Raw genomic sequence first — 13,458 nt, 5'->3', positions numbered from 1 at the left:
CGTTATTTACCTTTTTGCTAAAGAGTGCGATCATTGCACGATGGAAACTAAAGAAATCAGGCGCAACAATCTGCGCGAATTAATGGCCCGCTACGCCCGGCAAGGCGTCAACCAGAATGAGTTCGCCACGCTGGTTGAGTCTTCCGCGCCGACGCTGAGCCAAATCATCGGGGAGAAATCCTCCCGCAATCTTGGCGACAATCTGGCCAGGCGGATCGAGGCCAGGCTGAATTTGCCCAAGGGCTGGTTCGACGTGTTTCATGAAAAGCAGCTGGTGCGCCCGTTTGACAACGTGGCGGCGGAGTCGGACTTCCAGCCCGCCCGTTTGAAACCGGTGGTATGGGAAGATACCGAACAAGACAAGGAAGAGTTTGTGGAGATCCCGCTGCTGGATATCGATTTTTCCGCCGGCGACGGCTGCTACGAAATCGTCGATCGCGAGGAGTTTTCGCTGATCTTCCGCCGTTACTATCTGCACAAGATGGGGGTGGCGGTCAACGCCGCGCGCATTATCCGCATCTCCGGCTCCAGCATGGAACCGCGTCTGCAGGACGGCGACGTGGTCGGCATCAATACCGACGACACGCGCATCCGCGAGGGCAAGACCTACGCCATACGCCACGGCAATTTGCTGCGGGTGAAGGTGCTGATCGAACAGCCGGACGGCGGCGTCGTCATCCGCTCCCTCAACCGGGAAGAGTACCAGGACGAGCATCTCAGCTATCAGCAGCGCAAGGAGCAACTGGTGGTGCTCGGCCGCGTCTTCTGGTCGTCTTCGTCCTGGTAACGGACGATAACCTCGGGCGCCCGTTGCGCCCGGCGGTTATTTGAAGTCCACCACCATCTGCTGCTGGATAGACAGCCCGCGCGTCGACTGCACGCAGCCGGCGATGTAGTCGGTGAAACGCGGCGGTTTCGGCATGCCCAGCTTGAGGATCTTCTCGTTGCTGAAACGCACGTTGAGCATGGCGAACGAGCCGTACAGGCGCATCGCCTTCAGCATCAGCCGCTCGTTGCACGGGCCGAAAATGTCTTTCAGCTGGCGGCGCATTTTCACCAGCGCGTCATAGGTCACCTGCGCATACTCATCGCCCACCGGCGCTTTTTCCAGCGCGGCCGCCATGGCGTTGTCAATTTCGGCAAAGCTGACGCTGCTCTCCTCACCGGCGGAGATGTGATAAACGTCGTTCTCCAGCGTTTCGCTGTTCATCAGCATCACCAGCGCATCCGCGCAGTAGTCCGCCGGGATCACGTCGATATTGTCCTGCAGCGAGCACATGAACTTGCGCAGCATCAGCGCCATGCCAAACACCCAGAAAATGCTGCTGGAAGGCTGGCAGCCCAGGCGGGTGTGCCCCACCACGATCGACGGACGAGCGATGGTCAACGGCATTTGCGGGCAGCGCTGGCGCATCAGCTGTTCGATGGTGGATTTGGAACGGGTATATTCCACCAGGTGTTCGGCGTCTTCCTCAAACTCGCCGCTCTCCGCCACCAGCGAACCCGGCTCCGGCGAACAGGACATGGCGGTGCCGACGTGCAGGAAACGTTTTAATCCCGGCACCTGCGCCATTCTTTCGGCAAAGGCCAGAGTGCCTTCTACGTTTACCTTCCAAATGAGCGGGTTATTACCAAATGAAGCGACGGCCGCGCAGTTAATAACGTGCGTAACATTGTTAATACGCGCGTCAGTTAAAAAGTCGGCCGGCTCGGAAAGGTCGCCCAATAATATATTTTCAATCGTAATTTTAGACAGCAGATTCGCATCGATATTAAACTTTTCCATATTCGCGCGAATACGGGCCAGCCCTTGCTGCGCATCGTCTGCACGCACCAGCAAAAGATAATTAACAGACTGATTTTCAATCAATAATTTTTCGAGAACCGCACCACCAAGAAAGCCGGTAGCGCCGGTCAACAGTAGCGTTTTCATCATTGTCACCCACATTGGCATTGAATGTGGTTGATTGTATCCGCGGATATTTAAACAAATATTAAATAGAATTACGGCGCCCTTAAACACTTTTCTTAATATTATCTTAAGGAATCTTTTGAAACATCCATCATGGGTTTAGTAACAAAAGAGTCGGGACAAGATTACGATTAATCCCTACTGTTTAAATACCATTGATGTAACCCCTGATTTAATTTAATGGTCAATGTTATTTCTCTTAGCGTCCGTGGAGGACTTATGACCTATAACCAAAAAATCTGGTTGGGGGTTTTGCTGCTGTGCACCCTGTTTTGGGCGGCAGTGATAAGCGGCGCCTGTTCGCTGTATAATCGGGCAGATCGCCTCAATGCGCACCAGGCGCAGAGCGAGTTCGCCGCCCGCCACAGTCTGCCCCCCTGCCCGCAGCAAAGCGTTCAGGCCTCCGCCGCCCCCCGGAATGGGTAGGGACAAGACCGGCTAACGATCCTATTATACCCTAAGATTAACAGGGAGATAACGATGGCTCGAAAGCTGGATAGCTTACCGCAGGCGCAACGCGAGAAAATAGAAACCGATTTGCTGGCCATCAGCGTGATCTACAACGAGCGCTACGGCATCGCCTCGACCCAGACGGAAACGGAACAACAGATCCCCGACCACCTGCTCCCCTACTTTCATCAGCGGCTGGATTACTATCGCCGTGCGTAATTGCGCGCATTTCGCTAACCGCCGCTTGGCATCGCTCCCCACGCCGTTACAATAGAGACATATTGTATCCGCCACTGAAGAGACGCGATTTTGAGCAGCAAGGCAACGGCCACATTTTACATTCACGATTACGAGACCTTCGGCAAGAGCCCGTCGCTGGACCGCCCGGCGCAGTTCGCCGGCGTGCGCACCGATATGGATTTCAACATTATCGAAGAGCCGCTGGTCATCTACTGCGCCCCGGCCGACGACTACTTGCCGGAACCGGAGGCGGTGATGATTACCGGTATCACGCCGCAGGTGGCGCGCGCCAAAGGCGTTAATGAAGCCGAGTTCACCCGCCAAATCCATCAGGCCTTCAGCGTGGCCGGCACCTGCATTCTCGGTTACAACAACATCCGCTTCGATGACGAAGTGAGCCGCAATATCTTCTATCGCAACTTCTACGATCCCTACGCCTACAGCTGGCAAAACGGCAACTCGCGTTGGGATCTGCTGGATGTGATGCGCGCCTGCTACGCCCTGCGCCCGGACGGCATCGTCTGGCCGGAAAACGAAGACGGTTTCCCCAGCTTCCGCCTCGAACACCTCACGCGCGCCAACGGCGTCGAACACACGCAGGCTCACGACGCGATGTCAGACGTATACGCCACCATCGCCATGGCCAAGCTGGTTAAGCAGGCGCAGCCGCGGCTGTTCGATTTCCTGCTGCAGCACCGCAACAAGCACAAACTGAACGCCCTGATCGACGTCGCCGAAATGACGCCGCTGGTGCACGTCTCCGGCATGTTCGGCGCGGCGCGCGGCAACACCAGCTGGGTGTCGCCGCTGGCCTGGCACCCGGACAACAAAAACGCGGTGATCATGTGCGATCTCGCCGGCGACATGACGCCGCTGCTGACGCTGAGCGCTGAGCAGCTGCGTGAACGGCTGTACACCCGCCGCGACGATCTGGCGCCGGATCAGGCGCCGGTGCCGATCAAGCTGGTGCACATCAACAAATGCCCGGTGCTGGCGCCGGCCAAAACCCTGCTGCCGGAGAACGCCGAGCGGCTGGGCATCGATCGTCAGGCGTGCCTGCAAAATCTGCAGCTGCTGAAACAGCACCCGGAAGTGCGCGAGAAAGTGGTGGCGCTGTTCGCCGAAGCCGAGCCGTTCAAAGGTTCCGAGGACGTCGACGCCCGCTTGTACGACGGTTTCTTCAGCGACGCCGACAAGGCGGCGATGAGGATTATCCAGCAGACCAAGCCGCAGAACCTGCCGGCGCTGGATCTGGCCTTCAGCGACAGCCGCATGAAAGAGCTGCTGTTCCGCTTCCGCGCGCGCAACTACCCGAATACGCTGGACGACGCCGAGCAGCGCCGCTGGCTGCAACATCGTCAGGAAGCCTTAAGCGCGGAGCGCGTGCAGAGTTACCTGCTGCAGCTCGAATCACTGTATAACCTGCACGAAGGCGACAAAGAGAAAACCGCCCTGCTGAAAGCGCTGTTCGATTACGGCAAAGAGTTGGTGGGATAAAACCCGCAGCAAGCAGAAAAGGAAAAGGCCGCGAAAGCGGCCTTTTTTGTGGCTGAGGAGCGGCTCGCGCTTAGGCGGCGTCTTCGCTCGCTTGCGGCACCGGCAGACGGAAGCTGCGGGTGACGAAGGCCAGGTAGATCAGACCGATGGCCGCCCAAACCAGGCCCAGCGTCATCGAGCTGGCTTCCAGGTTGATCCACAGCGCGCCGACGGTCAGTGCGCCCATCACCGGCAGGATCAGGTAGTTGAACGTGTCCTTCACGGTGCGGTTCATCTTGTCGCGAATATAGAACTGCGAGATCACCGACAGGTTGACGAAGGTGAAGGCCACCAGCGCACCGAAGTTGATCAGCGCGGTCGCGGTCACCAGGTCAAACGACACCGCGGACAGCGCGATGGCGCCAACCAGCAGCACGTTCAGCGCCGGGGTACGCCACTTCGGATGCACATAGCCGAAGAAGCGAGTCGGGAACACGCCGTCGCGGCCCATCACGTACATCAGACGCGAAACGCCCGCGTGCGCCGCCATGCCTGACGCCAATACCGTCACGCAGGAGAACACCAGGATCACCGACTGGAAGAACTTGCCCGCCACGTACAGCATGATTTCAGGCTGCGACGCGTCAGGATCCTTGAAGCGCGAGATGTCCGGGAAATACAGCTGCACGAAGTAAGACACCACGATAAAGATGATGCCGCCGATCAGCGCCGTCAGGAAGATGGCTTTCGGGATCACTTTCTCTGCGTCTTTGGTTTCTTCGGACAGCGAGCTGATGCCGTCGAAGCCCAGGAACGAGAAGCACAGGATGGTCGCGCCGGTAATCATCGGCACCACGTGAGCGTTATCGGACCAGAACGGGCGGCTGCTGACCAGCGTACCGGCGCCTTCGCCGTGGTAAACGCCGTTGATCACCAGCCCCAGGAACACGATCATGATCGCCACCTGCACCACCACGATGATGGAGTTCAGGTTGGCCACCAGCTTGATGCCGCGCAGGTTGAAAATCGTCATCAACCCGACCAGCACCGCCACGAAGATCCAGGACGGGACGCCCGGGAAGATCGCTTCCAGGTAAATCTTGGCCAGCAAAATGTTGATCATCGGCATGAACAGGTAGTCCAGCAGCGATGACCAACCCACCATAAAGCCGACGTGCGGGCTGATGGCTTTCTGGGCGTAAGTGTAGGCGGAACCGGCGGAAGGGAACTTCTTCACCAGCTTGCCGTAGCTCAGGGCGGTAAACAGGATCGCCAGCAGAGCGAAGGCGTACGCGGTCGCGACGTGACCATCGGTCAGGCCGGATACGATGCCGAAGGTATCGAAGATGGTCATTGGCTGCAGATAAGCCAGACCCATCATCACTACCGGAACTAATGTCAGGGTTTTACGCAGCTGAGTGCGCTGAGCCGGAGCGGCGTTAAGGGTGTTATCGGACATTGTTCAGCCCCCCCTTACCTTGAGCCTTGCGGATGGCGGACACGCCAAGACTTAAGGTTGCGGGGAAACTTCGCAACGAGCGACTTAATTCTAAAAGAAGGGGATTGTAAGCTGGATAACGGGTCGAGGTAACCTCGGCTGCTCCATAGTCGCTGCGGCCACAGCGGAAACCGGCGGGCACCGGCGCTAAAGTGAAAAATTGCCCCATCTTTCTAATCCTCATGAGTCACGACCATAAAGTTTTGTTTGATCGTGCACGAAACTATTTATCTATCCGGATCGGTGTCCGGCCTCGCTTGGTGTATGAAACGCTACGTTGGTAAAACTTAATGCAAAAAAAATAACCGACGCTTTCAAAACGTCGGCTATCTGCATTTGAGATATTTTGCACCAGAATGCCTCCGGATGACAAGATCCGGAAGCCCTCAAATACAAATTCTTTTTGTCGATCGAACGGAAAACCAGCCCGGCAGGCGAATTAATCCGCTACCGGCAGGCCGGTCGCCCGCACATACTTCTTACTTTATACGCCCATTCAGGCATTTTTCAACATCCAGTCGATCTCGGTTTCCGTCACCCGCCGTTCAAACTGCAGCAATTCGTCCGTCTTGCAGGCGTGATAAACCTGGGTGAAACGCTCGCCGAGATAGTGGGTCAACGCGTGCTGATGTTCAAACTCGTACAGCGCATCGCTCTGGCGGATCGGCAGCGGCAGCCCCTCCTGCTCTAGCCCGTTGCCGGTCACCGGCTCAGGCAACGGCAGCGCGTTGTCCAACCCGTACAACATGCCGGCCAGGATCGCCGCCATCACCAGATAGGGGTTGGCGTCGGCGCCGGCCACGCGGTACTCCACCCGATGATTCTCCGGTTCGCCGCAGGGAATGCGCAGCGCCACGGTGCGATTGTTGTGGCCCCAGGCGGCCTGGATCGGCACATACATCCCCGGCTGGAAACGCCGATAGGCATTGACGTTCGGCGCCAACAGCGCCATCGACGCCGGCATCAGGGTGATCATCCCGGCCAGCGCCTGTTTCAAGAGCGGCGAATCCTCGCCTTCGGCGTCGGCGAACAGGTTGTTGCCCGCGCCGTCCTGCATGCTGACGTGCACGTGCATGCCGCTGCCGGCGTAATCCTCATAGGGCTTGGCCATAAAGGTGGCGTGCATGCCGTGGTTCTCGGCCACCAGCCGCACCAGCCGTTTCAACGCCAGCGCGTGGTCGCAGGCCAGCAAGATATCGTCGGTATGACGCAGGTTGACCTCGAATTGCCCCGGCGAGGCCTCCGCCACCGCGCCGTCCGCCGGCAGCCCCTGCAGCTTCGCCAGCGCGTCGATATCGTTCAGCACCTCGGCGAAATGGTTCAGGTTATCGACGGAGTACACCTGGCTTTGGGTGTTGCGCTCCTGCGTGCCAGGCGCACACGGCGGTTGCAAATCGCCTTCTGCGTCGCGCTGCCTGTCGATGAGATAAAACTCCAGCTCTACCGCTGCCACCGGGAACAAGCCGCGCTGTCGCAGCGCCTGCCACACGCGGTTCAGCACATTACGGGGTTCAACGTCAAAGGGAGTGCCATCTTCATCCAGCATGGTCAGCAACACCTGGCCGATATGCTCCGGATCGGCGGCCGACGGCGTCAGCGAACCGGGCACCGGCAGGCAAATGCGATCCGGCTCGCCGAGTTCCTGCCCAAAGCCGGCCTCCTCCACCACGTTGCCGAGGATGTCCATAGCGAACACCGACGCGGGGAAGTAGCTGCCTTTTTCCAGTTTTTTCAACCCTGAGACGGGTATGCGTTTGCCGCGGAAGGAACCATTGAGATCGGTGAGAAGGATATCGATATACTGCGTGGCGGGATGGCGTTCCAAATAATGAGCGACCTCATTTTGGAACGCGCTACTTCGCCTCTCTTCATGATGCTGTGCAAAATGTTCAACTGCTGCGCTATTGGTTTGCATACGTCACCCGCCATTATGCTCTTAAGGCGCGTTGGCGCCCGTCCGCCGTTCGATTCAACACATGATTGGATTTCTCACCAGGTCGCGCCGCTGCCGGGCGCTCAAAATAACATCCACAATATGAAACATAGTCTTAACAGAATGGGTTTGCAAATGTTACAATCCTGTTTGATTATTCACCACCGGCTGCTAAATTGATAAAATATTGACCGAAAAGGCCTTGCTGCCATTTTTACGTCAACTATTTCGTCCAACGCACCGAGAGTGAACATGGGCAATATATTTTCCAAACCTGCCCTAACTATCGATATCATGCAGCATCGTTATCGCCCAGACAGGCGCCCGGTAACGATATTCATGTCTGCCTGTCGCCCCTACCAGAAGGAAGTACCGCTATGAGCGAAGCCAGCTTGGCACCGGGCAAACGCCTGTCACAGATCCGTCAGCAATTGGGTTTGTCGCAGCGCCGGGTCGCCGAACTGTCCGGGTTAACCCACAGTGCGATCAGCACCATCGAACAGGACAAGGTCAGCCCGGCCATCAGCACGCTGCAAAAGCTGCTGAAGGTGTATGGCCTGTCGCTGTCGGAATTCTTTGCCGAACCGGAGGCCGTCGACGAGCCGCGCGTGGTGATCGACGCCGAGGATCTGATTGAGATCGGCAGCCAGGGGGTGTCGATGAAGCTGGTGCACAACGGCAGCCCGACGCGCAACCTGGCGATGATGCTGGAAACCTACCAGCCCGGCACCACCACCGGCGAAAAGATCAAGCATCAGGGCGAAGAGATCGGCACCCTGCTGGAGGGCGAGATCGTGCTGACCATCAACGGCCAGAGCTATTGCCTGAGCGCCGGTCAGAGTTACGCCATCAACACCGGCATTCCGCACAGCTTCAGCAATACGTCGGCTCGCGTTTGCCGCATCGTCAGCGCACACACCCCTACCACCTTCTGACCGCTTCTCGCACCGGCGCAGCCTGACGCGGGTTGCGCCCCTGCCCACCCACGCTTTTTTCATCGCCGTTATGCCATTTTGTGGGTTGCCAACGGCGCAATCTGTGTTACAACAGAGTAAAACAGCCATCTAAACATCTAAACGGCCTTAACACCCTATGTCAACCGCAACGCCTTCACGCCTCGAGATGCGCAATATCTCGATCGCCTTCGCCGGCTTCAACGCGCTACAGGACGTGGACTTCACGCTGCAGGGCGGATCAATCCATGCGCTGGTCGGCGCCAACGGCGCGGGCAAGTCGACGCTGATGGCGATCCTCTCCGGCGCCCACGATCATTATCGCGGCGAGATCCTGATCGACGGCCAGCCGGTGGCGATCCACTCCCCGTTGCAGGCGCGCCGTCACGGTATTCACGTGGTGCAGCAAGAGGTCGACGTCGCGCTGATCCCCACGCTGTCGGTAGCGGAAAACATCATGCTGGACTGGCTGAACGAGCCGGGCCACTGGCTGAACTGGGCGGAGCTGCACCGCCGCGCCGCGCAGCTGCTGCAGCAATGGGCGCTGCCGCTCAACCCGCGCAGACGCCTGGCGGACTGCACGCTGGCGGAAAAACAGCAGGTGCTGCTGGCGCGCGCGCTGTCGCACCGCTGCCGTTTTCTGGTGCTCGATGAACCGACCGCGCCGCTCGATCGCGCCGAGAGCGAGCGCCTGTTTAACGTGGTGCGCCGCCTGCAATCCGAAGGCATCGGCATCGTGTTTATTTCCCACCGCATCCATGAACTGAGCGACATTTGCGATCGGCTGACGGTGCTGCGCGACGGCCGGCGCGTCAGCGAAGACGCCATGCGCGGGCTGAGCGGTGAACAGATCGTCGAGAAGATGCTCGGCCATCGGCTGGACGACATCTTCCCGCCGCCGCGCCCGCCACACCCTGAGCGAACGCTGCTGCAGGTGCAGGGCTTGCACGATCGCCATAAGCTGCGCGACGTTTCGCTGCGGTTGCATGAAGGCGAGATCCTCGGCATCGCCGGGCTGGCCGGGGCGGGCAAAACCGAACTGTGCAAGGCATTGTTCGGCGCCAGCGCCGCGCAGCTCGAGCGCGGCGAACTGCGCGGGCAGCCCTGGGTGCCACGCGCGCCGCATTTGTCGGTCGAACAAGGATTGGCGCTGGTGCCGGAAGAACGCCGCAAAGAAGGTATTTTCATCGACGAGGCGATCCCGATGAACCTGAGCGTCAGCGCCGACGACAGCTTCTCGCGCTGGAGCCTGTTCAGCCGGCGGCAAGAGCTGCGCTGGGCGCGCGAGATCATGCAGCGTCTGAATATTCGCGCCTCCGGCCCGCAACAGCGGCTGGCGCGCCTGTCAGGCGGCAATCAACAAAAAGTGGCGATCGGCAAATGGCTGCGCGGCGACGCCGAGGTGCTGATCTTCGATGAGCCGACCAAGGGCGTGGACATCAAGGCCAAACAGGAGCTGTTCAGCCTGATCGACGGCCTGGCCCGCGCCGGCAAAGGCGTGATTTACGCCTCCGGCGAGTTCGCCGAGCTGATTGGCCTGTGCGATCGCATCTGCGTGCTGTGGGACGGCCGCATCGTGGCGGAATTGAACGCCGCCGACATCGACGAAGAAACCTTATTGCTCTATTCCACCGGAGGAACCCCTGCGTGAGTAAAGAATTTGCCTTGCGGCCTGCGCTGCGCTGGCGCCAACAGCTGTTTGATTTCCTCTACAAGTGGGGCATGCTGCTGACCGTGGCGGCGCTGATCGCCCTGTTTGGTCTGGCGTCGGACAACTTTCTCGATGCCAACAACATCATCAATATCCTGCGTTCGATCGCCATCGTGACGGTGATCGCCATCGGCGTCTCTATCTCGCTGTCGGTCGGCGGTTTCGATCTGTCGGTCGGTTCGACCGCCTCGTTGGCCAACGCGCTGGTGATTTCGCTGTTCGTCTGGCACGGGTTCGGCACCACCGGCGCCATCGTAGTGACGCTGTTGCTGTGCACGCTTGTCGGCCTGTTCAACGCCCTGCTGATCGTGGTGTTCAGAATTCCCGATATGCTGGCGACACTGGCCAGCCTGTTCGTGATCCAGGGCGTGGCGATGACTTACAGCTACGGCGGCTCCATCACCCAAAACATGGTGCTGCCGAACGGCGACATGGCGGAAGGCCCGATCCCGGAAGTGTTTGCCGCTCTCGGTCAGGTGCCGGTGATCGTGCTGATCATGCTGGCGGTCACCGTGGCGGTGCAGCTGTTCCTGTCGTTGACCAAGCACGGCCGCCGCATGTACGCCATCGGCGGCAACCCCGAGGCTGCGCGTCTGTCGGGCATCCGAACCGTACGTTACAGGGTTGCCGCTTACGTCATTTCCTCTTGGCTGGCGGCGCTTGGCGGCATCTTGCTGGCGTCACGTATTGGCTCTTCGCAGGTCAATGCCGGCGGCGGCTATCTGATGGACGCGGTGGCGGCGGCCTATATCGGCTTCTCGCTGGCCGGCGCCGGCAAACCCAATGCGCTCGGCACCCTGATCGGCGCGGTGATCCTCGGCGTGCTGCAAAACGGCCTGGTGATGCTCTCGGTGCCCTACTACGCCATGGACATTATCAAAGGCCTGGTGTTGGCGCTGGCGCTGACCATCACCTATATCCAGAAACGCTGAGCCTCTCCGGCGCACGTCTGCTGCGCCGCTTTTCCCTTTAATTCATCCGGTTACTCTTTCCCGCCAGAATAACAAGCATATAAATGATATGAATTATCATTAGCGTTTACATTCAGTAAAAAATCCTTACAATGGCCTCACGCAACGCTGACGAAGCGACGGATTTCTCAGCGAACGATGAATTATTTCATTAGAAATTCAATTGGTTAATTACTTTCACTTCAATCCAGGAAAGGTTTACCTCATGGAAACGCCACGTTACAGCAAGCTCGCCGCTCTGGTGATCGCCTCACTCAGCGCCACCGCCGCACTGGCCGCGCCGCAGGACGACACCCAAGACACCATGGTCGTCACCGCCTCCGGCTTCCAGCAAAAAATTCAGGACTCCGCCGCCTCCATCTCGGTGATCCCGCGCCAGCAGATCGAAGATAAGGCCTATCGCGACGTGACCGACGCGCTGAAAGACGTGCCGGGCGTAGTGGTCACCGGCGGCGCCAGCAGCAGCGACATCAGCATTCGCGGCATGTCTTCCAAGTACACGCTGATCCTGGTGGACGGCAAGCGCGTCGACACCCGCGGCACCCGGCCGAACAGCGATAACGCCGGCATCGAACAGGGCTGGCTGCCGCCGATGGAAGCCATCGAACGTATCGAAGTGGTGCGCGGGCCGATGTCTTCGCTGTACGGTTCCGACGCCATGGGCGGCGTGATCAACGTCATCACCCGCAAAACCTCGCGCACCGAGTGGAAAGGCTCGCTGCACGGCGACGCCACCCTTCAGGAAAACCGCGATTCCGGCGATCTGTTCCAGACCAACGCCTACGCCTCCGGCCCGCTGGTTGAAGGCCTGCTCGGCCTGCGGGTCAACGGCCTGCTGTCGCGCCGCGCCGAAGATAAAATCACCAACGGTTACAACGAGCAGCGCATGCGCAGCGGCACCGCGGTGTTCACCCTGACCCCGGACGAGAAAAACGAATTCGACTTCGAAATCGGTCGTTCGCTGCAGGATCGCAACAGCACGCCGGGCAAATCGGTGGTAGCGGAACGCTGCAGCAAAGGCAAATGCACGCCGACATCGCGCAGCGAAAGCCTGTATACGCGCACCAACTACGCGCTGACCCACAACGGCTATTACGACTTCGGCAACTCCACCAGCTACGTTCAGCGGGAAGAGACCAACAACCCGGGCCGCAAAATGAAGATGTACAACACCATCTTCAACACCCAGAACCAGTTCGAGCTGGGTTCACACATGCTGAACCTCGGCGGTCAGTATCGCTATGAAAAACTGAGCGACAGCGGCAACCAGCTTGAATCGGCGCAAGGTCTCAGCAAGCTGACGCGCTGGAGCTGGGCGCTGTTCGCCGAAGATGAGTGGGCATTGACCAACGACTTCAGTCTGACGACCGGCATCCGCATGGATCAGGACGAAAACTTCGGCAGCCACTGGACGCCGCGCATGTACGGGGTCTGGCACCTGACCGAACAGTGGACGCTGAAAGGCGGCGTCTCCGCCGGCTACAAATCGCCGGACCTGCGCCAATCCTCCGCCAACTGGGGCCAGGTCACCGGCGGCGGCGTGCGTAAAGGCATCATCGTCGGCAACCCGGATCTGCAGCCGGAGAAGAGCCTGAGCGAAGAGATCGGCCTGATGTGGGATAGCCTGAAAGGCGTCAACGCCGGGGTCACCGTCTTCAACACCGACTTCAAGAACAAGATCACCGAAGTGCGCCGCTGCGAAGACACGCCGGACTGTAAGATCGGCAATGACGTCTACGACTTTATCAGCGATCGCGTCAACGTCGACAAAGCCAATATGCGCGGCGTAGAAGCCACCTTCGGCTGGCAGATTAACAAAGACTGGAAGTGGAACGCCAACTACACCTACACCGCTTCCGAGCAGAAGAGCGGCGAGTTCCAGGGCAAGGCGCTGAACCAGATGCCGAAGCATATGCTCAACACCGTGCTGGACTGGCAGGCCACGCAAGACCTCAGCCTGTGGTCGCGCGTTAACTTCCGCAGCCGCACCTCAGACTACCTGAGCCGCACGTCGATGGAGACCAGCACCCCGTCCTACACCTTCGTCGATGCGGGCCTGAGCTACCAGGCGGCGAAAAACCTGCAGTTGACCGGCGGGGTCTACAACATTCTCGACAAGACCGTGGATTACGATCACTACCGCACCACGCTGGACGGCCGCCGTTACACCGTCGGCATGACCTACAACTTCTGATGCCCCCGGGCGCGCGCTGCGCGCCCTTTTCATTCCATCACAGTGAGGAAGCCCCATGAA

At 59.1% G+C, this 13,458-nt stretch carries 11 protein-coding genes; 8 read left to right on the top strand and 3 right to left on the bottom strand.

Features of this window, described 5'->3' with window-relative positions; all coding sequences use genetic code 11:
• Nucleotides 1-40 precede the first annotated feature (40 nt).
• The gene (locus ACMGF7_RS15690; RefSeq protein WP_004935623.1) at nt 41-787 is read left to right on the top strand and encodes a S24 family peptidase; all 747 of its coding nucleotides are present in this window, start codon (nt 41-43) and stop codon (nt 785-787) included.
• Nucleotides 788-823: 36 nt separating this feature from the next.
• On the opposite strand, the gene ACMGF7_RS15685 is transcribed toward ACMGF7_RS15690, so the two are convergent.
• Nucleotides 824-1,933: an SDR family oxidoreductase gene (locus ACMGF7_RS15685; protein ID WP_004935629.1), complete on the bottom strand. Its 1,110-nt coding sequence runs from the start codon at nt 1,931-1,933 to the stop codon at nt 824-826.
• A gap of 258 nt (nt 1,934-2,191) precedes the next feature.
• Between ACMGF7_RS15685 and ACMGF7_RS15680 the strand changes: the two genes are divergently transcribed.
• The 3 genes from ACMGF7_RS15680 to sbcB all read left to right on the top strand — a co-directional run bounded on the left by ACMGF7_RS15680 (nt 2,192) and on the right by sbcB (nt 4,159).
• Nucleotides 2,192-2,398: a hypothetical protein gene (locus tag ACMGF7_RS15680; protein ID WP_044030834.1), complete on the top strand. Its 207-nt coding sequence runs from the start codon at nt 2,192-2,194 to the stop codon at nt 2,396-2,398.
• 54 nt (nt 2,399-2,452) lie between these two features.
• Complete coding sequence (locus ACMGF7_RS15675) at nt 2,453-2,641, top strand: DNA polymerase III subunit theta (protein ID WP_004935635.1); 189 nt, start codon at nt 2,453-2,455, stop codon at nt 2,639-2,641.
• A 90-nt stretch (nt 2,642-2,731) separates the two neighbouring features.
• A complete protein-coding gene (gene sbcB, locus ACMGF7_RS15670; protein ID WP_420286506.1) occupies nt 2,732-4,159 on the top strand; it encodes an exodeoxyribonuclease I in 1,428 nt (475 codons plus the stop codon).
• Nucleotides 4,160-4,229: 70 nt separating this feature from the next.
• On the opposite strand, the gene ACMGF7_RS15665 is transcribed toward sbcB, so the two are convergent.
• Both ACMGF7_RS15665 and ACMGF7_RS15660 read right to left on the bottom strand, forming a co-directional pair.
• Complete coding sequence (locus ACMGF7_RS15665; protein WP_004935642.1) at nt 4,230-5,597, bottom strand: APC family permease; 1,368 nt, start codon at nt 5,595-5,597, stop codon at nt 4,230-4,232.
• 535 nt (nt 5,598-6,132) lie between these two features.
• Nucleotides 6,133-7,551, bottom strand: a complete 1,419-nt coding sequence (locus ACMGF7_RS15660; RefSeq protein ID WP_420286505.1) for a glutamine synthetase family protein — start codon at nt 7,549-7,551, stop codon at nt 6,133-6,135.
• A 395-nt stretch (nt 7,552-7,946) separates the two neighbouring features.
• Between ACMGF7_RS15660 and puuR the strand changes: the two genes are divergently transcribed.
• The 4 genes from puuR (at nt 7,947) to ACMGF7_RS15640 (ending at nt 13,398) form a co-directional block, all read left to right on the top strand.
• Entirely contained in the window at nt 7,947-8,504 is a 558-nt protein-coding gene (gene puuR / locus ACMGF7_RS15655) for an HTH-type transcriptional regulator PuuR (RefSeq protein WP_004935648.1), read from the top strand.
• A 157-nt stretch (nt 8,505-8,661) separates the two neighbouring features.
• A complete protein-coding gene (locus tag ACMGF7_RS15650; RefSeq protein WP_049242518.1) occupies nt 8,662-10,173 on the top strand; it encodes a sugar ABC transporter ATP-binding protein in 1,512 nt (503 codons plus the stop codon).
• Complete coding sequence (locus ACMGF7_RS15645) at nt 10,170-11,165, top strand: ABC transporter permease (protein ID WP_197798959.1); 996 nt, start codon at nt 10,170-10,172, stop codon at nt 11,163-11,165. The genes ACMGF7_RS15650 and ACMGF7_RS15645 overlap by 4 nt, the downstream gene beginning before the upstream one ends.
• A gap of 244 nt (nt 11,166-11,409) precedes the next feature.
• The gene (locus ACMGF7_RS15640; protein ID WP_164095494.1) at nt 11,410-13,398 is read left to right on the top strand and encodes a ligand-gated channel protein; all 1,989 of its coding nucleotides are present in this window, start codon (nt 11,410-11,412) and stop codon (nt 13,396-13,398) included.
• Nucleotides 13,399-13,458: the final 60 nt, after the last annotated feature.

This window comes from Serratia sp. BNK-17, assembly GCF_048684935.1.
Lineage (GTDB): Bacteria > Pseudomonadota > Gammaproteobacteria > Enterobacterales > Enterobacteriaceae > Serratia > Serratia nematodiphila.
The sequence above is the reverse complement of the archived record's forward strand: the minus strand, read 5'-3'. Positions and strand labels throughout refer to the sequence as shown.

Excerpts from the sequence above, each read along its gene's own strand:
- ACMGF7_RS15690 (WP_004935623.1), top strand. The coding sequence starts at position 41 with ATGGAAACTAAAGAAATCAGGCGCAACAATCTGCGCGAATTAATGGCC.
- ACMGF7_RS15685 (WP_004935629.1), bottom strand. The coding sequence starts at position 1,933 with ATGAAAACGCTACTGTTGACCGGCGCTACCGGCTTTCTTGGTGGTGCG.
- ACMGF7_RS15680 (WP_044030834.1), top strand. The coding sequence starts at position 2,192 with ATGACCTATAACCAAAAAATCTGGTTGGGGGTTTTGCTGCTGTGCACC.
- ACMGF7_RS15675 (WP_004935635.1), top strand. The coding sequence starts at position 2,453 with ATGGCTCGAAAGCTGGATAGCTTACCGCAGGCGCAACGCGAGAAAATA.
- ACMGF7_RS15665 (WP_004935642.1), bottom strand. The coding sequence starts at position 5,597 with ATGTCCGATAACACCCTTAACGCCGCTCCGGCTCAGCGCACTCAGCTG.
- ACMGF7_RS15660 (WP_420286505.1), bottom strand. The coding sequence starts at position 7,551 with ATGCAAACCAATAGCGCAGCAGTTGAACATTTTGCACAGCATCATGAA.
- puuR (WP_004935648.1), top strand. The coding sequence starts at position 7,947 with ATGAGCGAAGCCAGCTTGGCACCGGGCAAACGCCTGTCACAGATCCGT.
- ACMGF7_RS15650 (WP_049242518.1), top strand. The coding sequence starts at position 8,662 with ATGTCAACCGCAACGCCTTCACGCCTCGAGATGCGCAATATCTCGATC.
- ACMGF7_RS15640 (WP_164095494.1), top strand. The coding sequence starts at position 11,410 with ATGGAAACGCCACGTTACAGCAAGCTCGCCGCTCTGGTGATCGCCTCA.